Below are 23,518 nucleotides of genomic sequence, written 5' to 3'. Positions count from 1 at the left end.
CAAGGCTGCTTTTCGTGTAGTACACAGCCGCAACCCCGTAATCGTCGGCGCCCCAATGGATCGCACGGTTATCGTTCGGATGAACGGTCGTGATCGGCAAGCCGTAACTGTAATCCGACCAATAGCCGTCCGGCAGGTTCATCGTCACGGGGACATTCACATACACAGGCGGTGTGCAGGTCGTGGCGCAGCGCACACATTTGCGTGTACAAATTTCCGGCGTTACCTCTTTTTGTATATAGGCAGTTTGCACGCCGCCTTTGCAATCCGGCGGAACGCGCTGGCCGGGGCTGCTGGAACACCAGACATTATTAAGTTCACTCGCGCTCGACCAGCTACCCTGTCCGCGCACAGACCACTTGCCGCTGTTGGCAGCCGGGATCTTGTAGTTGGGCAACTGTGCAACCGGCGGATGGCCCGGATTGCTCCAAAGGGTCCATCCACAGCTGCTGCAGTCGCCGCGGCCGTTACGGCCGCGCGCGGCCACGATATATTCATAGCCCGCGGCGGCGCACACATGCATCGCGTTATCCCAGTTGAAGCCGGCAACGCTGGTGTTTTGGTAGCCGCCCCACTGAATGAGCCCGCCGCCGCCTGCGGACAATTTAACAACCTGTCCGGCTTCCTTCGCGGCGGCGCAGCTCGCATTGCTGCCGCCATCGCTGCCCGCACAACTCCAGTTCCACGGGCCGCTGCCCGAAACGCCCGAGGCCGTACCCGCAGCACAAAGGCTGCCCGTGGGTGCGCTGGCAAGCGATTTACCGTGCGAGGCGCCGCACGCGCCGTTGACCGGCGGAACCTTGCCGGCGGCGCAACTTACGCTTGAACCGCCATCCTTGCCGGCGCAACTCCACAACCACGGACCGTTGCCCGATACGGCCGAAGCCGTGCCTTCGCTGCAAAGACCGGTTGTGGGCTTGCTTGAAGCGGTCACGCCATTTGACGAACCGCATGTACCGTCAACGGGGGTTTTACACGCGCCGCTCGAGGAAACGAGCGTCCACTTCGCGGTACAGCCCGGACCGGCTTCGCACTTATATGTTTCGGTGCGGTCATCGATCGTGGCGGTGAAAGTATGCGCGTTGCGGGTAATGGGCGGGGATATCTTTTTGTCGCAAACGGTGATCGCCGAATTGTCGCTGGTACAGAGATCGTGGATATACACCTTGCTGGGCTTATGGATGCGAAAACTGTCCCATTCGCGTTTGCTGCCAAGCGGGATGAAGTATGTCTTATCCGAATCGTTGTCTATAAAGACGCAATCATCATAAGCGCGCAACGCGCGGTCGGACACGCCCGGAAAAACGGCGGAAGCATTTTCGGGTGGCCGTGGATCTTTATCGCCGCAGCGCGCATCACCCTGCAATTCATAATTACGGTTGGCGCAGCTGTTGGAGGCATACGCCGGCGCGGCGCAAAAGAACGCAAGGACGGCAATGCACAGGATCCCGGCAAAATAACGCATCAAAAAATACCCTTGAATAAAATGCTTCAAACGCAATATTGCGCGCCTTTAATGCTGCCCTTACAGGCTAGCAAGGCATCATTAATGGCGGCTTAATTGGCTGGAAGGGCTAAATGGACGGCCCCGGCATAGGTATGATTTCTATGGCTTTTTCGCTTCGTTTGGTTAAGCTTGCCTGAAGACCCTGTCCCGGCGGCACAAAATCTGTTTGGTGCGCCGGGCCGGACCGAGGCCGCCCCCACTGGCGATACAAGGAAAACTCTGCTATCCCGTTGGAACTGTATGATTCTTGAGGGTTTAACCACCATTTCAACCAAACGCGCACCATGAAAATCACGCTCGACCGTTCCGCCCTGCTCAAGAGCCTCAGCCATGTGCAAAGCGTGGTCGAACGGCGCAACACGATTCCCATTCTCGCGAACGTCCTGATCCGCGCCAGCGGCGGGCAGGTCAGCTTCACCGCCACCGATATGGATCTCGAGATCGTCGAAAGCGTCGCGAGCGAAGATGCGCCGCGCGGCACCGGCGCGGTGACCGCGCCCGCGCATACGCTCTATGACATCGTGCGCAAGCTGCCCGAAGGCGCGCAGGTCGAAATGAATGCCACCAACACCAACCAGCTTACGCTCACTTCCGGCCGCTCCCACTTCAAGCTCGGCTGTTTGCCGGTCGAAGATTTTCCGCAAATGTCGGAAGGCGACCTGAAGCACAAATTTTCGCTTTCCGCCGGCGATTTGCGCGCGCTGATCGATAAAACCCGCTTCGCGATCTCGACCGAGGAAACCCGCTACTATCTCAGCGGCATTTATCTGCATGCGGCAAAAACCAAACAGGGCGGCAGCAACATCGACGTGCTGCGCGCGGTCGCGACCGATGGCCACCGCCTCGCGCGCGTGGAAATGCCGGCGCCTTCCGGCGTCAAAAGCATGCCCGGCATCATCATCCCGCGCAAGACCGTGCAGGAAGTCCGCAAGCTGCTCGATGAAACGCAAGGCAATGTCGAGGTCGCGCTTTCCGACAGCAAGATCCGCTTCGCCGTCAACGATACCATCATTACTTCCAAGCTGGTCGATGGCACCTTCCCCGATTACGAGCGCGTGATCCCCGCCAACAACGACAAGTTGCTGCAAGCCGATGCGCGCGCGTTCGCCGCCGCAGTTGACCGCGTCGCCACCATCGCCACGGAAAAATCACGCGCCGTGAAGCTAAGCCTCAGCCCCGGCCATCTGACGCTTTCCGCCAACAGCCCGGAAGCCGGCAGCGCCAGCGAAGAGATCGAAGTGCAATATGACGGCAGCCTGCTCGAGATCGGCTTCAACGCCCGCTACCTGCTTGACGTAACGCAGCAGATCGAAGGCGATGGCGCCAGCTTCCTTCTGGCCGACGCCGCCGCGCCCGTGATCGTGCAGGATGTGGCCGATACATCGGCGCTTTACGTGATCATGCCGATGCGGGTGTGAGCGCTGTGGGCGCCGCGAAAACGGTTGCCGCACCCGCCGCCGCAACGCAAATACGCCGCCTGTCGCTGACGGCGTTCCGCAACTATATCGATATGCGCATGGAACTGGCCCCCGGCCCCGTCGTGCTGACGGGCGCGAACGGCAGCGGCAAAACCAACATTCTTGAAGCGCTTTCGATGCTGGCCCCCGGCCGCGGCATGCGCCGGGCGGCGATGACCGAACTGCAATCGCACAAAAGCAACGCGCCGTGGGCAATTGCGGCCGAGGCGGAAACGCGCGACGGCTTCACGACCATTGCAACCGGGCTCGACCCCGCCGCGCCCGCGCGCGACCGGCGCGTGGTCCGCATCGACGGCAAACCGGCGAAAAGCCAGGCGGCGCTCAGCGAAGCGATCGCGCTCGTGTGGCTGACCCCGGAAATGGACCGCGTGCTGGTGGAAGGCCCGGGGGCGCGGCGCAAATTCCTCGATCGCCTCGTGTTCGGTTTCGATCCAGCCCATGCCGGGCGCGTGAACCGCTATGAACAATCCTTGCGCGAACGCATGCGCCTGATCCGCGAAGGCGGGCCGGACCCGGCATGGCTTGGCGCGCTCGAGGACGATCTTGCGCGCACCGGCGTGGCGATCGCGGCGGCGCGCAAACAAATGGTCGAACAGCTCGGTCTTGTCGTCAACGAAGGCGACGGGCCGTTTCCGCACGTGCAGCTCGCGCTCGAAGGGCTGGCCGAAAGCCTGCTCGATACGCAAGCAGCGCTGACGGTCGAAGACACGTTGCGCGCGCGGCTCGCGGCCGGGCGCGAGGACGATAGAAAAAACGACAGCTGCGCCACCGGCCCGCATCGCAGCGATCTTGCGGTAAAGCATGCGGGCAAGGATCAGCCGGCCGATTTATGTTCGACCGGCGAACAGAAAATGCTGCTGATCCGCATCGTGCTCGGCCATGCCCGGCTGCTGGCGCGCTGGCGCGGCTGCGCGCCGCTTTTGCTGCTTGACGATATCGCCTCCCATCTCGACGAGGCGCACCGCGAAGCGCTTTATGACAACCTGGTCGCGCTGCACGGGCAGTTCTGGATCACGGGCACGGATGCTTCCCTGTTCGCGCCGCTGGCGCAGCGGGCCCAGTTTTTCGCAGTCAAGGGCGATAATGTAAGTGCCGCAAAGCTGTAAACGCATTGAAGTTTCCGCAAGCGCTTCCCATATAGTGCCCGGGCCCGCTATAATCGGGGCCAGCAAGGGGAGCCGCCATGTTCATACAAACCGAAGACACGCCGAACCCGGCGACGCTTAAATTCCTGCCCGGTCGTGCCGTCCTGGAAAGCGGCACCGCCGATTTTCGCGATGCGGCGGCGGCCGAAACCGCCTCCCCGCTCGCGAAAGCCCTGTTTGCGCTTGAAGGGGTTGAAGGCGTTTTCCTCGCGCGCGATTTTATCACCGTGACGAAAAGCGCCGCCAGCGGCTGGACCGCGCTGAAGCCGCTTGTGCTGGCCGCGATCATGGATCATTTCACGGCAGGCCGCGCCGTCATGAACGATACGGCCGCCGCCCCGGCCCCGGCGGGCGGAGATGACGAAAGCGAGATCGTGCAACAGATCCGCGAACTGCTCGATCACAAGGTGCGCCCGGCCGTGGCGCAGGACGGCGGCGATATCGTGTTCGACAGGTTCGAAGACGGCATCGTCTATCTGCATATGCAGGGCGCTTGCGCGGGCTGCCCAAGCTCGGCCGCTACGCTCAAGGCCGGCATCGAAAACATGCTGAAGCATTACATTCCGGAAATCGCCGAAGTCCGGCAGGCGCAGTAGCGCATCGCATGCAAATCGCCATCGTCAGCGGAAGCCACCGGCCCAACGGACAATCGGGCCGCATCGCGCGCTGGCTGCAAGGCAAGCTTGGCGCAATCGGCGCAACCGGCGCCGTCATTGACCTTGCGGGCAACCCGCTGCCGCTGTGGGATGAAAGCGTCGGGGATGCAGGCAGCGCGCTGGCGGCGCAGTGGGCCCCGTATGCAGAAACGCTGCGGGCAAGCGACGGGTTCGTTATTGTCAGCCCGGAATGGCACGGCATGGCGCCCGCCGGGCTCAAGAACTTTTTTCTTTACTGCAAACCGCAGGATGTGGGCCACAAGCCCGCGCTGATCGTCGGGGTTTCCGCCAGCCGCGGCGGCGCTTATCCCGTCAGCGAATTGCGGGAAAGCAGTTATAAAAACAGCCGCATCCTTTACATCCCCGAACATCTGATCGTGCGCGATGCCGCCAAAATGCTTGTGGGCGACGAACCGGCGGGAAGCGATGATGCCTATTTGCGCGAACGCGCCGTCTATACGCTGAAACTTTTGCTTTCCTACGCTGCCGCGCTCAAACCCGTACGCGCAAGCGATGGTATTGATTACCGGAAATATTCGAACGGCATGTGATGCTTGTACTGGCGATCGATACGGCGGGTGCAGCCTGTTCCGCCGCGCTCCGGCAGGGGGCGGAAAATGGCGGCACGGTGATTGCCGCGAAGCGGGAAGACATGCCGCGCGGGCAAGATGCGCGGCTTATACCGCTCGTGCTCGAATTGTTGCGGGAAGCCGGGCAACCGATCGGCGCGCTTGATCGTATCGCCGCTACGCGCGGGCCCGGAAGCTTCACGGGCATACGCATCGGCCTTGCCGCCGCTTGCGGGCTCGGCGCGGGCGCGAACAAGCCTGTGTTCGGGGTTTCGCGCTTCGCGCTTTATCGCGCACGGGCCGCCCGCCCGCCCGGCAAGCCGCTTTTGGTCGTGATCGACAGCAAGCGCGACGAGCTTTTCTGTCGCCTGTTCGGCGCGGATGGCGTTGCGGCGGGCGAAGCTTTTATGGCGACGGCAGAAAATTTGCGCGCGCGCTTTGCCGGACAGCCGCTCGCGCTTGCCGGGGATAACGGCGCGCTGCTGCAAGCCATTGCCGCGCCCGCGCATACCATCGCCGCGCTGCCGGAAAGCGAAGCGGCCTGTGCCGCCGCGCTGGCAGCGGGCGCAGGCAAACCCGGCGATGAATGGTCGCCGTTGCCGCTCTATATTCGCCCGCCCGATGTCAGCTGCGGCCCGGTATGGACCGGCGCGGCGGAGAGCACAGCATGAGAGACGCCGCGCCGGAACAGGGGCCGTCGCCGGACGTGCGCGATATCGCACCCACCGATGCGTGGCTGCTGGCCGCGATGCACCGCGAATCTTTCGGCAAGGAAGCCTGGCCGGTTGAAGCCTTCACGGGCGCGCTTGCGGCACCCGCGCGTTTCGGTTTCCTGTTGCGCTGCGAGGCTATGCCCGCCGGCTTCGTGCTTTGCCAGGCTGCGGGCGGCGAAGCCGAGATTCTGACCATCGCCGTATTGCCGCGCTATCAGCGGCGCGGCTTTGGGCGAAGGCTCGTGCAACTTGCGGTGGACGAGGCGCGTGCCGCAGGGGCTGCGCGTATTTTGCTTGAAGTTGCGGCCGATAACCCGGCGGCGCAGGCGCTGTACCGCGATACGGGTTTTGCCGACATCGGCGCGCGGCGCGGCTATTACAAGCGCGGCGCGGTGGTTGTGGATGCGCTGATGCTGGCATGTGAACTTAATAAACCCATATAAATCAATATATTAACCATTGAATAAGGCAATTTCTGTATGATTTGGGGTGGAAATCCGGCGGGCCTGTATGGTAATTTTGTGGACGATTCGTCCCGCTGGCCTTCGCGACAGAAGGCCGCTGTGAAAGGACAGTTCAGCTAATGGGCAACCCCGACCATTCCGAAAGCGTGAAAAGCGCCGATCTCCGCCTCGGCACGTTGCTTGTCCGGCTCGCGCACGACAAGCATGAGATCGAGGTCGCGCAGCGTTTGCGCTATAAAGTTTTCTACGAAGAGATGCATGCGGAAGCGAGTCCGGAAATGGCGGCCGCGAAGCGCGATTTCGACGATCTCGATAATTTCTGCGATCACCTCCTCGTGCTCGATACCGCAAAGAAGGGCGATGAAGCCATCATCGGCACCTATCGCCTCGTGCGCCGCTGCCACGCCGACAAATACGGCAAATTCTATTCAAGCGATGAGTACGATATCGGCAAGCTGGTTTCCTATCCCGGCGAAATTCTTGAACTTGGCCGGTCCTGCGTCGCCACCGAATATCGCAGCCGCCCGATCATGCAGCTGATGTGGCGCGGCCTTGCGGCTTACGTATTCCAGTACGATATCGCCATCATGTTCGGCTGCGCCAGCTTTCCGGGCACCGATCCGCAACAGCACGCCGCCGCGCTTTCCTATCTGCATTACCATCACCTCGCGCCGCCGGGTATCCGCCCCAAGGCGTTGCCGGAACGGTATGTCAACATGCGTATCCTGCCGCCCGAAGCGTTTGACGCTTCGACCATGGCCGATGACCTGAAGCTCGATCCGCGCTCGGGTGCCAACAACCTGCCGCCGCTGATCAAGGGTTATTTGCGCGTCGGCGGCTATGTGGGCGACGGCGCGGTGGTCGATACCCAGTTCAACACCACCGACGTGTGCATCATCGTCAAAACCGATCTGCTGACCGACCGTTATTTGCGTCATTACGAGCGCAAGGTCCGCGACGTGCCGCTGGTATAAAGCGCTAGCGCGGCTCCGAAATATACGCCACATTCGGCCTATGTCCGCGCCCAGCAACAGCTTTGCCTATGGTTCCCGTCTGCGCGCCGCATTGCGCGCGGCGGGGCTGACGCTGCTGATCCTTATCACGCTCATCCTCTATCCCGTGATCAATCCGCTGCCGCGGCGCTGGAAGCTTGGATACGCGCAAGGCTTCTTCCGGGTTGCGCGTTTCCTGTTCGGCGTAAAGCTGCTCGTGCGCGGCACACCGCGCACGCACGGGCCGACCTTGTTCACCAGCAATCATTCTTCCTATCTCGATATCATTCTGATCAGCACGGCGGTGCGCACGTCTTTTATCGCCAAGGGCGAGATTGAAGGATGGCCGCTGATCAACCGTTTGTGCGAATTGCAAGACACATTGTTCGTCACGCGCAAGGCCGCGCTGGCTGCCAAGCAGCGCGATACGATCCGCGCGCGGCTGGAACAGGGCGATAACCTCGTGCTATTCCCCGAAGGCACCACATCCGACGGCAACCGCGTGCTGCCGTTCAAAAGCAGCCTGTTCGCAACCGTGATGGAACCGACCGCGCACGGGCCCGTGATGGTGCAGCCGGTCTCGATCATCGCCACCGCGCTCGACGGCATCCCGCTCGGCCGCACGTTGCGCCCGATCTATGCGTGGTACGGCGATATGACGCTCGGCAAGCATGTCTGGCCGCTTTTGCAGGCAGGCCAGATAACGGTGGAGCTTGAGTTTCACGAGCCGGTGGCCAGCAACAATTTCGCCCGCCGGCGGGAACTGAGCGATTATTGCTGGACCGCCGTGAACCGCGGTGCCATGCGCGCACTGACCGGCCGCGAACCGCAGCATTTGTTAACCAATCAGGGCGCGGGCGCGCAGAAACAGCTTGCAGCGCCGGCACCGGATTTGGCACAAATCACCCCGTCATGACCAGCACAACACAAACGGGCCCGGAACGCGCTGCGCGCAAACGCGTACACGTCAAGAACTGGGGCTGCCAGATGAACGTGTATGACGGCAATCGCATGATCGACGTGCTCGCGCCGCTCGGTTACGCGCCGGCGGATGATGCGGAAAACGCCGATCTCGTCATCCTCAACACCTGCCATATCCGCGAAAAGGCGACCGACAAACTGTTTTCCGAACTGGGGCGTTTGCGCGCGGCACAAAATGCGCGCAGCGGCAGCGACCGCGAGCTGATGATCGCGGTCGCGGGTTGCGTTGCGCAGGCCGAAGGGCCTGAAATCCAGCGCCGCGCGCCCTATGTGCAAATGGTGTTCGGCCCGCAAACCTATCACCAGTTGCCGGAAATGATCGCGCGCGTAGAACGCAGCCGCGGCAACGTGCTGAACACGGATTTTCCTGCCGAAACGAAATTCGATCAATTGCCGGCGCCCGGCGCGCAGGGCCCCGCCGCCTTTCTTTCCGTGCAGGAAGGCTGCGATAAATTCTGCACCTTCTGCGTCGTTCCCTATACGCGCGGCGCGGAATATTCGCGTCCCCCCAAAGCCGTGCTGGCCGAAGCGCGGCAACTTGCCGCGCGGGGCGCGAAGGAAATCACGCTTTTGGGGCAGAACGTCAATGCCTATCACGGCAGCGACGGGGCCGAAACCTGGTCGCTGGCGCGGCTTTTGCACGGTATCGCGGAAATACCGGGCGTCGCCCGGCTGCGCTACACCACGTCACACCCGCTGGAAATGACCGATGACCTTGTGCAGGCGCACGCGCAATTGCCGCAGCTTATGCCCTTCCTGCATCTGCCGGTGCAAAGCGGAGCCGATGCCGTGCTCGCGGCCATGAACCGTCGCCATACACGCGAAGATTATTTGCGCGCGGTTAATCGGTTGCGCGACGCCAGCCCCGGTCTCGCGCTGTCTTCCGATTTTATCGTCGGCTTCCCCGGCGAAACCGACAAAGACTTTGAAGACACGCTCGATCTCGTGCGCCAAGTCGGTTTCGCGCAAGCCTATTCCTTTGCCTACAGCGCCCGCCCGGGCACGCCCGCCGAAGCGATGCCGCGCCAGCTGCCGCAGGCGGAAAAGGAAGCACGCCTGCACATGCTGCAAGCGCTGCTTCAGGAACAGCAAAAAAAATTCAACGAAGGTTTTACGGGCCGCACCATACCGGTGCTGTTCGACCGGCGCGGCAAGGAACCGGGCCAGTTGCTCGGCCGCACGCCATGGATGCAGGCCGCGCATGCTACGGTGCCGGATACAATGTTCGGGCAAATTGCGGATGTAACGGTCACGGGCGCGACGCTCAGCAGCCTCGCTTGCCGCGCGGCCGAAGATAAGCGGGCGGCATGAAGCGCAAACAGCCCGCCGCCGGGAAAACGCCCGTATTGAACGCGACCACGCTTATTCTGCATGACGGGTGGAAAAAAATCCCGCGCCTGCGCGTCTCTATCCGCGCCGCCGTGCGCGAAACCGGCAAGCTGGTGCCCGCAGGCAAACTGCCGCGCGGCGCGGGCCTGACCATCGTGCTGGCGGACGACAAAACCGTACGCACGCTCAACCACGATTTTCGCGGCAAGGATAAAGCCACCAATGTTTTGTCATTTCCCCAGTTCAGCCCCCGCCAGCTGGCCCGGCTTTGCCGCGCGCCCGGCAAGCGCATTGCCCCAAAAGGGCAGCCCGTTGAGCTTGGCGATATCATACTAGGATATCAATATATAGTGGTTGAGGCAAAAAAAGAACACAAGGTATTGATAAATCACCTGTCACATCTTATCATTCATGGTATTTTACACCTGCTTGGCTATAATCATTCCTCTGCAATGACCGCACGGAAAATGGAACGTCTCGAAATTTCAATCATGGCTGCTCTCGGCCTCCCCGATCCCTACAAGGCAGGGCCACGTCAAAAGGCCCGCGGCAAGCGCCCGGCCAGAGCCGCGCGCAAAACATGAACGGCCCTTCAAACACCGATACCCCCTTGCGGGAACCCGAAGAACCGCCGAGTTGGCGCGCGCGCATCGCCGCCGCGTGGAACAGGCTGGTCAACAAAATCGCGAAAACCAACGCCGAAGAGCTGCGCGAGGCGATCGAGGAATTGATCGAGGAGCCAAGCGCAACCACGGGCATGCCGGCAGCCGAGCGGCTTTTGCTCGCCAATCTTTTGCAGCTGCACGAACGCACGGTGGCCGATTGCAAAATCCCGCGCAGCGATATCGCCGCCATCGATATCGATACGCCGCTGGCCGAGCTGGTCGCGATGATGACCGAAACGCAGCACAGCCGCATCCCCGTGTACCGCGAAACGCTCGATGACGTGCTGGGCATGGTCCATATGAAAGACGTGATGGACTGCCTCGCGCACAACCGCGATTGCAAGGTGCGCGATCTTTTGCGGCAGGTTCTGTTCGTGGCCCCCACCACGCCCGCGATCAAGCTGATGCTGCAAATGCGTTCCACACGCCATTATATGGCCATGGTGGTCGATGAATTCGGCGGCGTCGATGGCCTCGTGACGATCGAGGATCTGGTCGAGGAAATCGTCGGCGACATCAACGACGAACATGACGAAGTTGTGCCGCCGCGCATCATGATGCGCGGCGACGGATCCATGATCGTCGAGGCGCGGCTGCCGATCGAGGAATTCGAGGGCCGCGTGGGCGCGATTTTAACCGAAAGCGAACGCGAGGAAATCGATACGCTGGGCGGCCTCGTTTTCATTCTCGCCGGGCGCATTCCGCAGGTGGGCGAAACCTTCCGCCACAGCTCGGGCGTGGAATTCGACGTGATCGAGCTCGATCACAGCCGGGTCAAGCGCGTGCGCGTGCGCAACCTGCCCGCTGCCGCGGGCGAAGCCGATGCGGGCAAGCTCCGCGCCACCGCCCGCCAATAAATCAGGCAATCTTTTCCAAGCGTTAGAAAGCGGCCTGCAACAGGCGTTTCCGGGCTTGATCGCCCGCGCCATGTGTGCTGTCTTATCCGGCCGCTTGCGGGCATCCCTGTAACCTTTATCCCGGATACTATTATGAGCAACGCAGAACGTTTTTTCTTCACCAGCGAATCCGTTTCCGAAGGCCACCCCGATAAGCTGTGCGACCGTATTTCCGATACCATCGTCGATCTGTACCTGAAGCACGATCCGCAGTCGCGCCTCGCGATCGAAACCCTTGCCACCACCAACCGCATCGTGATCGCGGGCGAAATGCGCTCGGCCGCCGAGCTGCCCCCGTCGGCTATGGAAGATGCGGCCCGCGCCGCCGTGCGCGATATCGGCTACGCCCAAAAGGGCTTCCACTGGCAATGGGCCGCGGTCGAAAACCATGTGCACGCACAATCGGGCGATATCGCGCAGGGCGTCGATGCCGGCGACGACAAGGATGAGGGCGCGGGCGACCAGGGCATTATGTTCGGCTACGCCTGCCGCGAAACCCCTTCCTACATGCCCGCCGCGATCCATTATTCGCACCGCATCCTGCAAAGCATGGCCGAAGCCCGCCACAGCGGCGAAGCCGCGCAGCTCGGGCCGGACGCGAAAAGCCAGGTCACGCTGGAATATGAAAACGGCATGCCGATCCGCGCTTCGCAGATCGTGGTGTCCACCCAGCACGACGAGAATGTCGATCTGAAGGAAGTGCGCGAAATCGTGCGTCCGCACGTCGAAAAGACGCTGCCTGAAGGCTGGATGTGCGGGGAAGAAAACTTCTACGTGAACCCCACGGGCCGTTTTGTTATCGGCGGTCCGGATGGCGATTGCGGCCTGACCGGGCGCAAGATCATCGTCGATACTTACGGCGGCGCAGCCCCGCATGGCGGCGGCGCGTTTTCGGGCAAGGACCCCACCAAGGTCGATCGTTCGGCCGCATACATGATGCGCTACCTGGCCAAGAATATCGTGGCCGCGGGCATCGCCGAGCGTTGCACGCTGCAGGTTTCCTATGCCATCGGCGTTTCCAAGCCCCTGTCGCTCTATGCCAACATGCATGACACCGGCAAGGTTTCGGAAGAGCAACTGGTGAAGGCGCTGCAGGATCTGGTCAATCTCAGCCCGCGCGCGATTCGCGAACATCTCCAGCTCAACCGGCCGATCTACGCCAAAACCGCGGCTTACGGCCATTTCGGCCGCGAGCCCGAGGCGGACGGGCACTTCTCATGGGAAAAACTGGATCTCGCGCCCAAGCTGAAAAGCGCACTGAGGGTCTAGCCATAAAAGACCTGGGCGAAAGCGGCGGTCCGCAGGCCGCCGCGCCGTCTTTCTATGGCCGCCGCAAGGGACGGCCGCTGACGGCGCACCGCGTCACGCTCACCGATACGCTGCTGCCCGCCATGCAGGTTGCGTTGCCGCGCGAAGGCGCGCTCACGCCCGCCGCAATTTTCAGGCATGCGCCCGAAGCCTGCTGGCTTGAAATCGGGTTCGGCGGCGGCGAACATCTTGCGGCGCAGGCGGCCGCCAACCCCGCCGCCGGCATGATCGGCAGCGAACCCTTCGTCAACGGCGTCGCCAGCCTGCTCGCACATATCGATACGCAGGGTCTGCGCAATGTGCGCATTTTCCCCGATGATGCGCGCCTGCTGCTCGATAAACTGCCCGATGCGTCCATCGCGCGCTGTTTTGTTTTGTTCCCGGATCCGTGGCCGAAAAAGCGCCACGCGCGGCGACGCTTCATCGGCCCGGAAAATCTGCCGCGGCTCGCGCGCGTGATGCAGCCGGGCGCGCAATTGCGGCTCGCGACCGACGATCCCGGTTTGCAACAATGGTTTGCCGAGCAGATGGCGGGCAAGGATGCGGACGCCTTTACGCCCGCGCCGGGCAGCTATGCCGGGCTTTTGCCTGCGCGGCCCGATGATTGGCCCGCAACGCGCTACGAACAAAAGGCCGTTCGGCAAGGCCGCGCGCCCGCCTATTATATGTTCGTGCGCCGCTGAACCGCATAGCCGGATGTTGGCAAACAAGACCGCATAAGTCTTGTTAAGCGTGCATAGAATTGATTTTTGCGGGGGCGCCGGGCATAGTGCTTCCTGTTCGCGCCCAACAAAATGCATGCGCCCGCATGGCCAAGATATCCTTGCTTCCCAGAAACCGCATCGGTCGCGATATCGTGATTTTGCTGGCGGTCAAATTCGTTATCGTCATTCTTGCCGCCCTGTTCGTGTTTGGCCCTGCGAAAATCCATGTAAAACCGGATATGGTGCGCGATCTTTTCTTTTCCCGTGAGCAGCCGCGGAGCCCCTGATGGACGTCGTTGATCTTTCCCGCCTCCAGTTCGCGCTGACGGCGCTGTACCACTTCCTGTTCGTGCCGCTTACGCTCGGGCTCGCCTTCATCCTCGCGATTATGGAAAGCGTCTATGTCATGACGGGGCGCGCAATATGGCGCGACATGGTCAAGTTCTGGGGGCTTTTGTTTGGCATCAACTTCGCCATGGGCGTGGCCACCGGCATCACCATGGAATTCCAGTTTGGCACCAACTGGGCCTATTATTCGCATTATGTCGGCGATATTTTCGGGGCGCCGCTGGCGATCGAAGGCCTGATGGCCTTTTTCCTCGAAGCGACCTTTGTCGGGCTGTTTTTCTTTGGCTGGGACAAGCTAAGCCGCCTGCAACACCTTATCGTCACCTGGTTGCTGGCGATCGGCACCAACTTTTCCGCGCTCTGGATCCTGATCGCAAACGGATGGATGCAAAATCCTGTCGGCGCGGTTTTCAATGTCGATACCATGCGCATGGAAGTTTCCGATTTTGCCGCCGTAATCTTCAACCCCGTGGCGCAGGCGAAGTTCGTGCATACCGTCAGCGCCGGCTACGTCACCGGCGCGATGTTCGTGCTTTCGATCAGCGCGCTGTATCTTTTGCGTAAAAAACATATCGAACTCGCCAAACGTTCCATGACGGTCGCGCTCAGTTTCGGTCTCGCGGCGGCGCTCTCGGTCGTCGTGCTCGGCGATGAAAGCGGCTATACCGCCAGCCAAAGCCAGAAGATGAAAATTGCGGCGATCGAGGCGATGTGGCACACCGAGCCCGCGCCGGCCGGCTTCGCGCTGTTCGGTCTGCCCGATCAAAAAGAAAAGGTCACGCATTTCGAAATCAAGCTGCCTTGGGTGCTGGGGCTTATCGCCACGCGTTCGATCGATGGCGAGGTGAAGGGCGTGCACGAGCTGGTCACGCAAGCAAAAGACCGCATCAAGCGCGGCATGGTCGCATGGCAGGCGCTGGCGGCGCTGCGCAAGGACAAAGGCGACAGCTACTGGCAACGCAAGTTCAACGATTACCGTGACGATCTCGGCTACGCGTTGCTGCTCAAACGCTATATGGAAGACCCGGCCAAGGCCACGCCCGAACAGATCGACCGCGCCGCATGGGATACGGTGCCCAACGTCCCCGTGTTGTTCTGGAGCTTCCGCGTTATGGTTGCGCTTGGTTTCTATTTTATCGCGCTGTTCGCTTTCGGCTTTTATCTTTCCAGCCGGCGGCGGCTCGACAAGCATCCATGGTTCCTGAAACTTGCGCTTTGGTCTTTGCCGCTGCCGTGGATCGCGGCCGAGCTGGGCTGGATCGTGGCTGAAATGGGCCGCCAGCCATGGACGATCGACGGCGTGCTGCCGACTTTCCTTTCGGCCTCGTCGGTCAGCGCCGGGAATGTCTGGGTCACGCTGGTGGGGTTCGTTCTATTCTATTCCACGCTACTGGTCGTGGATATCGTGCTGATGCTGCGCGCGGTGCGGCAGGGCCCGAAAATGGCGGCATAGGGGGAAGCCATGCTCGATTATGAAATTCTGCGCCTGATCTGGTGGGTTCTGCTTGGCGTGCTTTTGATCGGCTTCGCGATCATGGATGGCTTCGATATGGGCTCGGCCATGCTGATACCCGCGCTTGGCCACAACGATACAGAGCGGCGCATCATCATCAACACGGTCGGCCCGGTGTGGGAAGGCAACCAGGTCTGGCTTATTCTTGGCGCCGGCGCGGTGTTTGCGGCATGGCCGACACTGTATGCGGTTTCTTTTTCCGGCTTCTATCTCGCCATGTTTCTTGCGCTTTGCGCGCTTATCCTGCGTCCGGTCGGCTTTAAATTTCGCGGCAAGATCGATAGCGTTATATGGCGAAATGTATGGGATTGCGCCCTGTTCGCCGGCGGCTTCGTGCCCGCATTGATCTTCGGCGTTGCGGTCGGCAATGTCCTGCAGGGCGTGCCCTTCACCTTCGACGACAGCATGCGCATGACCTACGCCGGCACGCTGCTCGGTCTTTTGAACCCGTTCGCGTTGCTGTGTGGCCTTGCCAGCGTAGCGATGCTGGCGCTGCAGGGGGCGGCGTGGCTGCATGTGAAGGCGGGCACGCCGGTCGATGCACGCGCGCGGACCATCACGGTTTGGCTTGCCTGTCTTGTCATGGCGCTGTTCGCGCTGGCGGGCTGGTGGATCGCGACGGGGATCGATGGCTACAGGATCGTAAGCGCCATCGTTCCCGACGGGCCTTCCGACCCGCTCGCGAAGGATGTCGTGCGCGAAGCTGGCGCATGGCTGGCGAACTATCGCGCCATGCCGTGGATGCTGGCTGCGCCGCTGCTCGTTTTCGCGGGCGCATCGATGGCAATTATGTGTGCGCGGGCGGAAAAGCCGCTGCTTGCCTTCATCGGAAGCTCGTGCGTGCAGGCAGGCATGATCGGCACCGCAGGCGTCAGCATCTTTCCGTTTTTGCTGCCTTCATCGCTGAACCCGGATGTCAGCCTTACGGTATGGGATACGTCTTCAAGCCAGACAACGCTCGTTATCATGACGGTGTCGGTCGTGATTTTTCTGCCGCTCATCCTCGCTTACACGGCGTGGGTCTATCATGTGCTGCGCGGCAAGGTGACGGCGGGGCAAATCACCAAACAATCCGACCAGCTTTACTAGGGAGGGCGCGCTTATGTGGTATTTTAGCTGGATTCTGGGCCTCGGGCTCGCTTGCGCCTTTGGCATTCTGAACGCCTTGTGGTTTGAGCTTGAGGCCGACAAAAAGGCGGACAAGCCTGCAAACAAGGATTGAGAAAAATATTATTGTTTTATATCAAATAGTTATGTGAATTCACGGCCGCCGCGCGGCATAGTTTCCGCTTGCTTTCCCTCCTGAAAACGCTATAAAAAGGCCCATTCTCATAGATTGACTTTGAGGTGGGCCAAAAGCCCGCCTTTTTTGTTGCCCCGGAAAGGGTTATGAAAAAGCCGCTTTGGGAAGACTGCCGGGGTAATTATGGGGCCGGAACGATCATGACCGCACTGCCATCGAACGCGCAGCTCACGGATATGATCCGGCCCTTACTGGCCGGGATGGGGTTCGACCTCGTCCAGCTCCAGCTTATGGGGGCGCAGGCCGGGTTGACCCTGCAGGTGATGGCGGAGCGGGCGGACCGCAGCGCCGTCACGGTCGAGAATTGCGCGGCGATCAGCCGCGCGCTCGGCGCGATGCTGGATGAAGGCGATGTGATCCCCGGCAACTATATGCTGGAGGTTGGTTCGCCCGGTATCGACAGGCCGCTGACGCGGCGCGAGGATTTCGTGCGCTTCGCAGGATGCGAGGTGAAGATCGAAACCCTGGCGCCCATGAATATCGCCGTGGCCGAAGGAAAGCCGGGGCGAAAGAATTTCAAGGGCCGGCTCGAAGGCGTACGCGAAGAAGCAAGCGGCACGCTGGTTGAAATGGTAGTGGAAGGTTTCGGCCTTATCGCGTTGCCGCTGACGGCGGTCGCGAAAGCGAGGCTGGTGATAACGGACGATTTGATCAAGGCTGGAAACAGAAAGTAAGCAGAGGAAAAAATGGAACTGTTGCACGTAGCTGACGCCGTCGCCCGCGAAAAGGCCATCGAACGCGATGAAGTGCTTATCGCGATGGAACAGGCGATCCAGAAGGCCGGCCGCTCCAAATACGGCCACGAACACGATATCCGCGCCACGATCGACCGCAAGACCGGCGATATCAAGCTGCAACGCTTTCTCGAAGTCGCCGACCCGGTCGAAAACGAATTTACCCAGATCCCGCTCAAGGCCGCGAAAAAGATGCGTTCCGACGCCGCGCTGGGCGAATTTATCATCGACGATCTGCCGCCGATCGATTTCGGGCGCATCGCCGCCCAGACCGCCAAGCAGGTGATCGTGCAGAAGGTGCGCGAAGCCGAACGCAAGCGCCAGTACGAAGAATACAAGGATCGCGGCGGCGAGGTTATCAACGGCATCGTCAAGCGCGTGGAATACGGCAATGTCACGGTCGATCTCGGCCGCGCCGAAGGCGTGCTGCGCCGCGACGAATGCCTGCCGCGCGAACATTTCAAAAACGGCGACCGCGTGCGCGCCTACATCTACGATGTGCGCGAAGAAGTCCGCGGTCCGCAGATTTTCCTTTCCCGCACCCACCCCATGTTCATGGCCAAACTGTTCGCGCAGGAAGTGCCGGAAATCTATGACGGCATCATCGAGATCAAGTCGGTTGCCCGCGATCCGGGCAGCCGCGCCAAGATCGCCGTGGTTTCCAACGACAGCAGCATCGACCCCGTCGGCGCCTGCGTCGGTATGCGCGGCAGCCGCGTGCAGGCCGTTGTCGGCGAACTGCAGGGCGAGAAGATCGACATCATTCCCTGGTCGCAAGACCCGGCAACCTTCGTCGTCAATGCGCTGGCTCCGGCCGAAGTGGCCAAGGTCGTGCTTGATGAAGAAAACCACCGCATGGATGTCGTTGTGCCGGACGAGCAGCTTTCGCTCGCCATCGGTCGCCGCGGCCAGAACGTGCGCCTCGCGGCCATGCTGACCGGCTGGGATATCGATATCCTGACCGAAAAGGAAGAAAGTGAACGCAGGCAGGAAGAAGTCCGCAGCCGCACCGCGCTGTTCCTCGAAGCGCTGGCGGTCGATGACGTGATCGCGCATCTGCTGGTGGCCGAAGGCTTCACCCGTGTCGAACAGATCGCCGAAACGCAGCTCGACGAGTTGGCCGAAATCGAGGGCTTTGACGCCGAAGTGGCCGAAGAGCTGCAGCAGCGCGCCCGCACATGGCTTGCGGAACGCGCCGCCGCGCTCGAAGCCAAGCGCAAGGAGCTTGGCGTGGTCGATGACGTGATGGCGTTGCCGCACATGACGGTGGAATTCGCCGTCAAGCTCGGTGAAAAGGAAATCAAGACGCTGGACGATGTCGGCGACCTTGCCAGCGACGAGCTGCGCGAGATCCTCGGCACGGATCAGCTTAGCGAAACCAAGGGCAATGAACTTATTATGGCGGCCCGCGCACACTGGTTCGATGGGGAAGCCCCGTCCGAACAAGACGCGTCATGAGCGCCAATCACCACAACCGGGACATAAAGAATGACCGAGCAGAAAAAAAAGAAAGTCCTGAGTCTCGGCGATCGCCCGAAGCTGGAGCTGAAAAAGCCGGTTGATCCGGGCGCCGGCGGCCAGGCCGGCTCTGTCCGGCAAAGCTTCAGCCACGGCCGCACCAAGACGGTCGCGGTCGAGGTAAGGCGCAAGCGCGATGGCGTGGAAGCGCGCGGCGGCGAAGCAGGCGATGCGGCACAAGCCGCGCCGGGTGGCCGCAACCTCACACAGGAAGAGCGGGATGCGCGCATGCGCGCGCTGCGCGGCGCCGCCCTTGAAGGCGAAAAGCGCCGCAGCATGCCCGAAGAGCCCGAAGCGGCGGCAGAACCCCAGGAACCCGCCGTCACCGCCGCCGATGTCGAGGCCGAAAGCGATCCGCACCGCAAGCGCGAACTGGAAGAGCTGCGCCAGATCCAGGAACAGGAGCGCGCCGAAGCCGACAAGCGCAAACAGGAAATGGAATCGCGCCGCGGCTACGCCAGCGGCGCCCGCACCGAAAGCGACCGCGACGGCATGGCGCGCCGCGCGGGCGAAACCGCGGCCGCCAAGATGGCCGGGCGCGGCGTTGGCCGCGAAGACGACGATGAAGGCGCGCGCAAGCGCCGCGGCGTACCGTCACGGGGGCGCGGCGACAACCGCCGCCAGACCGGCCGCATCGACGTCGCCAAGGCGCTTTCGGGCGACGACAGCGAACGCACCTATAGCGTCGCCTCCATGCGTCGCCGCATCCAGCGCGAAAAGCGCCAGGCCCAGCAGCATGCGCAGGAAGCCCAAAAAGTTACGCGCGATGTGATTTTGCCCGAAGTGATCACGGTGCAGGAACTGGCGAGCCGCATGGCCGAGCGCGGCGCGGACGTGATCAAATCGCTCATGAAGCTTGGCGTTATGGCCACCATCACGCAAACGATTGATGCCGACACAGCCGAGCTGGTCGCCAACGAATTCGGGCATCGCATCAAGCGCGTCACCGAATCCGATGTCGAAATTGGCCTTAAGATCGAAGACGAAGCGGGCGATCTGCTGCCCCGTCCGCCGATTGTTACGGTCATGGGCCATGTCGATCACGGCAAAACTTCCCTGCTCGATGCGCTGCGCACCACCGATGTGGTCGCGGGCGAAGCGGGCGGCATCACCCAGCATATCGGCGCCTACCAGGTCATTATGGACAAGAAGAAACACGGTTTCGACCGCGTCACCTTCATCGATACGCCGGGCCACGCCGCTTTCACCGAAATGCGCGCGCGCGGCGCGACCGTAACCGATATTGTCGTTCTGGTGGTCGCAGCCGATGACGGCATCATGCCGCAAACGATTGAAGCCATCACCCACGCCAAGGCAGCGAACGTTCCGATCATCGTCGCCATCAACAAGTGCGACCTTCCCGCCGCCAACCCAGACCGCGTGCGGCAAGGTTTGTTGCAGCACGATATTCAGGTCGAAGAAATGGGCGGCGATGTGCTTTCGGTCGAAATATCGGCCAAGACGCGCATGAACCTCGACAAGCTGCTCGAAACCCTGTTGTTGCAGGCGGAAATCCTTGAGCTTAAGGCCAACCCGAACCGCGCCGCCGAAGGCGCGGTGGTCGAAGCCAAGCTCGAAAAGGGCCGCGGCAGCGTCGCCACCGTTCTGGTGCAAAAGGGCACGTTGCGCGTGGGCGATATTTTCGTCGCCGGCGGCGAATGGGGCAAGGTGCGTGCGCTGATCGACGATCGCGGCGGCAACGTGCAGGAAGCCGGGCCCGCCACACCGGTCGAGGTGCTGGGCATTAATTCTACGCCGCAAGCGGGCGACGATTTCATCGTGGTCGAAAACGAAGCGCGGGCGCGCGAAATCAGCGATTTCCGCCAGCGCCAGCGCCGCAGCGCACACGCGACCGCAACGGCGCGCGGCTCGCTCGAACAGATGCTCGAAGACATCAAGACCGGCCAGGCCAAGGAGCTCGGCGTCCTGCTCAAGGGCGACGTGCACGGCTCGATCGAGGCGATCAAGACCGCGCTTGAAAAGCTTTCCGCCAATAACGATGAGGTTAAGGTCCGCGTGCTCGATGCCGCCGTGGGCGCAATCACCGAATCCGATATCACGCTCGCGAGCGCGTCGAAAGCCATGATCATCGGCTTCAACGTGCGCGCCAATCCGCAAGCGCGCGAACACGCCAAGCGCGACGGTGTCGAAATCCGCTACTATTCGATCATCTATAACGTGATCGACGACGTAAAACAGGCGCTTACCGGCATGCTGGCGCCCACGCTGCGCGAAAAATTCCTCGGCAACGCCCAGATTCTCCAGGTCTTCAACATCACCAGGGTCGGCAAGGTCGCCGGCTGCAAGGTGACCGAAGGCGTGGTGAAGCGCGGCGCGGGCGTGCGCCTGCTGCGCGACAACGTCGTGATCCATGAAGGCACGCTCAAGACGCTCAAGCGCATCAAGGACGAAGTGAAGGAAGTACGCGAAGGCTATGAATGCGGCATGGCATTCGAGAATTATGACAACATCGAAGCGAACGACGTGATCGAATGCTTCGAGATGGAAGAGATCGCCCGGTCGCTTTAGCGCCGCGGCTTTTTCCCTGCAGGTGGCAATGATGCGTTCCCAACGACAACTCAGGGTCGGCGAAGAGCTTCGCCACGCGCTCGCGGCGGTGTTCCAGCGCGGCGATATTCCGCTTTCCCCGGACATGACCCAAACCCCCATCACCGTGACCGAAGTGCGCGTCAGCCCCGATCTGAAGAACGCGACCGCCTTCGTCATGCCGCTCGGCGGGCGGCTTGCAAGCGAAATTGTGGAAGCGCTGAATGCCAGGGTCGGTTTTTTCCGCCACGAACTCGCGCGCGCCGTGAAGCTGCGCTACGTACCGAAGCTTGGTTTCGCCATCGACGACACCTTCGATAACGCCAAGCGCATCGACGATATCCTGAACCAGCCCGACGTGGCGCGCGATCTCGCGCCGCACGAAGACGATTAAAATTTCATGGGCAAAAAACGCAAGGGCGACCCCGTCCATGGCTGGCTGGTGCTTGATAAGCCCGCAGGCCTTACCTCGACGCAAGCGCTCGGCAAGGTGCGACGCCTGCTGAATGCGCAAAAGGCGGGGCATGGCGGCACGCTCGATCCGCTGGCAACAGGCATTCTGCCCATCGCCTGCGGCGAGGCGACCAAGCTGGTCGGCCATGTCATGGGCAGCCACAAAACATATCGCTTCACCGTGCGCTGGGGCGAGGCGCGCAACACCGACGATTGCGAAGGCGCGGTCACGGCCAGCAGCGAAGCACGCCCGTCGCCGGCACAGATCGAAGCCGCCTTGCCCGCATTCACAGGCACCATCAGCCAGCGCCCGCCCGCCTTTTCCGCCGTCAAGGTGGCGGGGGAACGGGCCTATGACCTTGCCCGCGCGGGCGAAGATGTGATGCTGCAGGAGCGCAGCGTTACGGTCCATGCCTTCAGGCTCTGCGGCACCCCCGGGCCCGATTTGGCCGATTTCGAGGTGGATTGCGGCAAAGGCACCTATATCAGGGCTTTGGCACGGGATTTGGCTTTAAAATTAGGGACTTACGGCCATATTACAGCCCTGCGGCGCACCCGTGTGGGCCCGTTCGCAGTCGAAGATGCAATTTCACTGGAAAAACTTGAGGATTTGTCGCATAACACCGGCGCCATAACGGCCCTGAAGGGCATAGCGACTGTTCTGGACGACATCCCGGCTTTCGCTTTAACGCCCGCTCAGGCGCACCGGTTGCAAACCGGGCAACCCGTGCTGTTGAACGCCCAGATGGCCAGCGTGATGGATCACGCGGCAGGGAAGGAAACGGCACTGGCGACCCAGAACGGCACCCCCGTCGCACTTGTTACGATCAAGGACGGAATGCTGCACCCGGCACGCGGTTTTAATTTCAGCCAATAGAAGGAGTAACACGATGTCGATTAACACGGAGCGCAAACAGGCGCTCGTCAAGGAATACGGCCGCGGCACCAACGATACGGGCTCGGCCGAGGTCCAAATCGCGCTGCTGACCGAGCGCATCAACGAATTGACCGGCCACTTCCAGAAGCACGCGAAGGATCACCATTCCCGCCGCGGCCTTTTGCTCATGGTCGGCCGCCGCCGCAGCATGCTCGATTATCTGAAGAAGATCGACGCGAAGCGTTACGAAACGCTGATCGAAAAGCTGGGTATCAGGAAATAAGGCGCTTGTTTACGCCCGCCACGCTATCGTCCCCTACTGTTCTTCACGGCCTGCGTGCGCGCTGGGCGGGAAGCTTTCTTGCGAAGCGTGTGCTCGAAGAAGCGCACCGCAAGACAGGCAAGCCAATCAGCTACGAAGATATCACCGTGCTCGAACGCGGCCCGTGGGGCAGCATTGTGGGCGGCGCAAAGGCCTATGTGGACGAAGGCTATGCCTATGTCGGCTGGCTTTGGGTCAGGCAGGACTGTCGCGGGCGCGGTCTGGGCACCCGCATCATGAAGAAAATCGAGGACGAGGCGTTGCGGCATAATGCGCGCACCGTATGGCTCACCACCATGAGCTACGAAGCCCCCGGTTTCTATGCCCGCAACGGCTACACGGAATTCACGCAATTCGAAGGCGGGCCGAACGGCCACGCCCGCATCGGCTTCAGGAAAAAATTATCGCCAGCAGTGGCATCCCAAAATTTGTCAGAAGGAAAATGCTGACAAGGCCTGCCGCCATAGGGGCGGCGGGGACTTCACAAAGGAAGGAA

General features: G+C 61.5%; 25 protein-coding genes. 24 read left to right on the top strand and 1 reads right to left on the bottom strand.

What is annotated here, in order from left to right:
• The coding region (locus GC131_09410) for a hypothetical protein (protein ID MBI1274283.1) at window positions 1-1,465 on the bottom strand (1,465 nt) is incomplete at its 3' end.
• Window positions 1,466-1,791: 326 nt separating this feature from the next.
• Here GC131_09410 and GC131_09405 point away from each other — a divergent pair.
• The 24 genes from GC131_09405 (at window position 1,792) to GC131_09290 (ending at window position 23,471) form a co-directional block, all read left to right on the top strand.
• On the top strand, window positions 1,792-2,925 hold the full coding sequence (locus GC131_09405; GenBank protein ID MBI1274282.1) for a DNA polymerase III subunit beta: 1,134 nt from the start codon (window positions 1,792-1,794) through the stop codon (window positions 2,923-2,925).
• Between the two features lie 50 nt (window positions 2,926-2,975).
• Window positions 2,976-4,091 (top strand): DNA replication/repair protein RecF, encoded by a 1,116-nt coding sequence (recF, locus tag GC131_09400; GenBank protein ID MBI1274281.1) that lies wholly within the window; start codon window positions 2,976-2,978, stop codon window positions 4,089-4,091.
• A 77-nt stretch (window positions 4,092-4,168) separates the two neighbouring features.
• Entirely contained in the window at window positions 4,169-4,726 is a 558-nt protein-coding gene (locus GC131_09395; GenBank protein MBI1274280.1) for a NifU family protein, read from the top strand.
• Between the two features lie 8 nt (window positions 4,727-4,734).
• The gene (locus GC131_09390) at window positions 4,735-5,337 is read left to right on the top strand and encodes an NADPH-dependent oxidoreductase (protein MBI1274279.1); all 603 of its coding nucleotides are present in this window, start codon (window positions 4,735-4,737) and stop codon (window positions 5,335-5,337) included.
• The gene (gene tsaB / locus GC131_09385; protein MBI1274278.1) at window positions 5,337-6,026 is read left to right on the top strand and encodes a tRNA (adenosine(37)-N6)-threonylcarbamoyltransferase complex dimerization subunit type 1 TsaB; all 690 of its coding nucleotides are present in this window, start codon (window positions 5,337-5,339) and stop codon (window positions 6,024-6,026) included. Before GC131_09390 ends, tsaB begins: the two co-directional genes overlap by 1 nt.
• Window positions 6,023-6,511, top strand: a complete 489-nt coding sequence (locus GC131_09380; protein MBI1274277.1) for a GNAT family N-acetyltransferase — start codon at window positions 6,023-6,025, stop codon at window positions 6,509-6,511. The genes tsaB and GC131_09380 overlap by 4 nt, the downstream gene beginning before the upstream one ends.
• 140 nt (window positions 6,512-6,651) lie before the next feature.
• Entirely contained in the window at window positions 6,652-7,506 is an 855-nt protein-coding gene (locus GC131_09375; protein MBI1274276.1) for a GNAT family N-acetyltransferase, read from the top strand.
• A 40-nt stretch (window positions 7,507-7,546) separates the two neighbouring features.
• A complete protein-coding gene (locus GC131_09370) occupies window positions 7,547-8,440 on the top strand; it encodes a 1-acyl-sn-glycerol-3-phosphate acyltransferase (GenBank protein ID MBI1274275.1) in 894 nt (297 codons plus the stop codon).
• On the top strand, window positions 8,437-9,816 hold the full coding sequence (gene miaB, locus GC131_09365; GenBank protein ID MBI1274274.1) for a tRNA (N6-isopentenyl adenosine(37)-C2)-methylthiotransferase MiaB: 1,380 nt from the start codon (window positions 8,437-8,439) through the stop codon (window positions 9,814-9,816). Before GC131_09370 ends, miaB begins: the two co-directional genes overlap by 4 nt.
• Window positions 9,813-10,418 carry an rRNA maturation RNase YbeY gene (ybeY, locus tag GC131_09360; protein MBI1274273.1) on the top strand — a complete coding sequence of 202 codons (606 nt, stop codon included), beginning with the start codon at window positions 9,813-9,815 and terminating at the stop codon, window positions 10,416-10,418. The genes miaB and ybeY overlap by 4 nt, the downstream gene beginning before the upstream one ends.
• On the top strand, window positions 10,415-11,356 hold the full coding sequence (locus tag GC131_09355; protein ID MBI1274272.1) for a CBS domain-containing protein: 942 nt from the start codon (window positions 10,415-10,417) through the stop codon (window positions 11,354-11,356). The genes ybeY and GC131_09355 overlap by 4 nt, the downstream gene beginning before the upstream one ends.
• A gap of 132 nt (window positions 11,357-11,488) precedes the next feature.
• Window positions 11,489-12,664 (top strand): methionine adenosyltransferase, encoded by a 1,176-nt coding sequence (locus GC131_09350; protein ID MBI1274271.1) that lies wholly within the window; start codon window positions 11,489-11,491, stop codon window positions 12,662-12,664.
• A complete protein-coding gene (gene trmB, locus GC131_09345; GenBank protein ID MBI1274270.1) occupies window positions 12,613-13,386 on the top strand; it encodes a tRNA (guanosine(46)-N7)-methyltransferase TrmB in 774 nt (257 codons plus the stop codon). The genes GC131_09350 and trmB overlap by 52 nt, the downstream gene beginning before the upstream one ends.
• A gap of 125 nt (window positions 13,387-13,511) precedes the next feature.
• On the top strand, window positions 13,512-13,694 hold the full coding sequence (locus tag GC131_09340) for a hypothetical protein (GenBank protein ID MBI1274269.1): 183 nt from the start codon (window positions 13,512-13,514) through the stop codon (window positions 13,692-13,694).
• Window positions 13,694-15,208: a cytochrome bd-I ubiquinol oxidase subunit CydA gene (locus tag GC131_09335; protein ID MBI1274268.1), complete on the top strand. Its 1,515-nt coding sequence runs from the start codon at window positions 13,694-13,696 to the stop codon at window positions 15,206-15,208. The genes GC131_09340 and GC131_09335 overlap by 1 nt, the downstream gene beginning before the upstream one ends.
• Before the next feature lie 9 nt (window positions 15,209-15,217).
• Window positions 15,218-16,357: a cytochrome d ubiquinol oxidase subunit II gene (cydB, locus tag GC131_09330; GenBank protein ID MBI1274267.1), complete on the top strand. Its 1,140-nt coding sequence runs from the start codon at window positions 15,218-15,220 to the stop codon at window positions 16,355-16,357.
• Between the two features lie 13 nt (window positions 16,358-16,370).
• Window positions 16,371-16,490: a cytochrome bd-I oxidase subunit CydX gene (gene cydX / locus GC131_09325; protein ID MBI1274266.1), complete on the top strand. Its 120-nt coding sequence runs from the start codon at window positions 16,371-16,373 to the stop codon at window positions 16,488-16,490.
• A 230-nt stretch (window positions 16,491-16,720) separates the two neighbouring features.
• Complete coding sequence (locus tag GC131_09320) at window positions 16,721-17,245, top strand: ribosome maturation factor RimP (GenBank protein MBI1274265.1); 525 nt, start codon at window positions 16,721-16,723, stop codon at window positions 17,243-17,245.
• Window positions 17,246-17,257: 12 nt separating this feature from the next.
• Window positions 17,258-18,763 carry a transcription termination/antitermination protein NusA gene (gene nusA / locus GC131_09315; protein MBI1274264.1) on the top strand — a complete coding sequence of 502 codons (1,506 nt, stop codon included), beginning with the start codon at window positions 17,258-17,260 and terminating at the stop codon, window positions 18,761-18,763.
• Between the two features lie 30 nt (window positions 18,764-18,793).
• Window positions 18,794-21,352, top strand: coding sequence for a translation initiation factor IF-2 (gene infB / locus GC131_09310; GenBank protein ID MBI1274263.1), 2,559 nt, complete (start codon window positions 18,794-18,796; stop codon window positions 21,350-21,352).
• A gap of 28 nt (window positions 21,353-21,380) precedes the next feature.
• Complete coding sequence (gene rbfA, locus GC131_09305; protein MBI1274262.1) at window positions 21,381-21,764, top strand: 30S ribosome-binding factor RbfA; 384 nt, start codon at window positions 21,381-21,383, stop codon at window positions 21,762-21,764.
• 6 nt (window positions 21,765-21,770) lie between these two features.
• Complete coding sequence (truB, locus tag GC131_09300) at window positions 21,771-22,700, top strand: tRNA pseudouridine(55) synthase TruB (protein MBI1274261.1); 930 nt, start codon at window positions 21,771-21,773, stop codon at window positions 22,698-22,700.
• Window positions 22,701-22,713: 13 nt separating this feature from the next.
• Window positions 22,714-22,983 carry a 30S ribosomal protein S15 gene (rpsO, locus tag GC131_09295; GenBank protein MBI1274260.1) on the top strand — a complete coding sequence of 90 codons (270 nt, stop codon included), beginning with the start codon at window positions 22,714-22,716 and terminating at the stop codon, window positions 22,981-22,983.
• The gene (locus GC131_09290) at window positions 22,980-23,471 is read left to right on the top strand and encodes a GNAT family N-acetyltransferase (protein MBI1274259.1); all 492 of its coding nucleotides are present in this window, start codon (window positions 22,980-22,982) and stop codon (window positions 23,469-23,471) included. Before rpsO ends, GC131_09290 begins: the two co-directional genes overlap by 4 nt.
• Window positions 23,472-23,518: the final 47 nt, after the last annotated feature.

The organism is Alphaproteobacteria bacterium (assembly GCA_016124955.1).
Lineage (GTDB): Bacteria > Pseudomonadota > Alphaproteobacteria > UBA9219 > RFNS01 > RI-461.
Note: the sequence above shows the minus strand (reverse complement) of the source record. Positions and strands in the feature narration are given on the sequence as shown.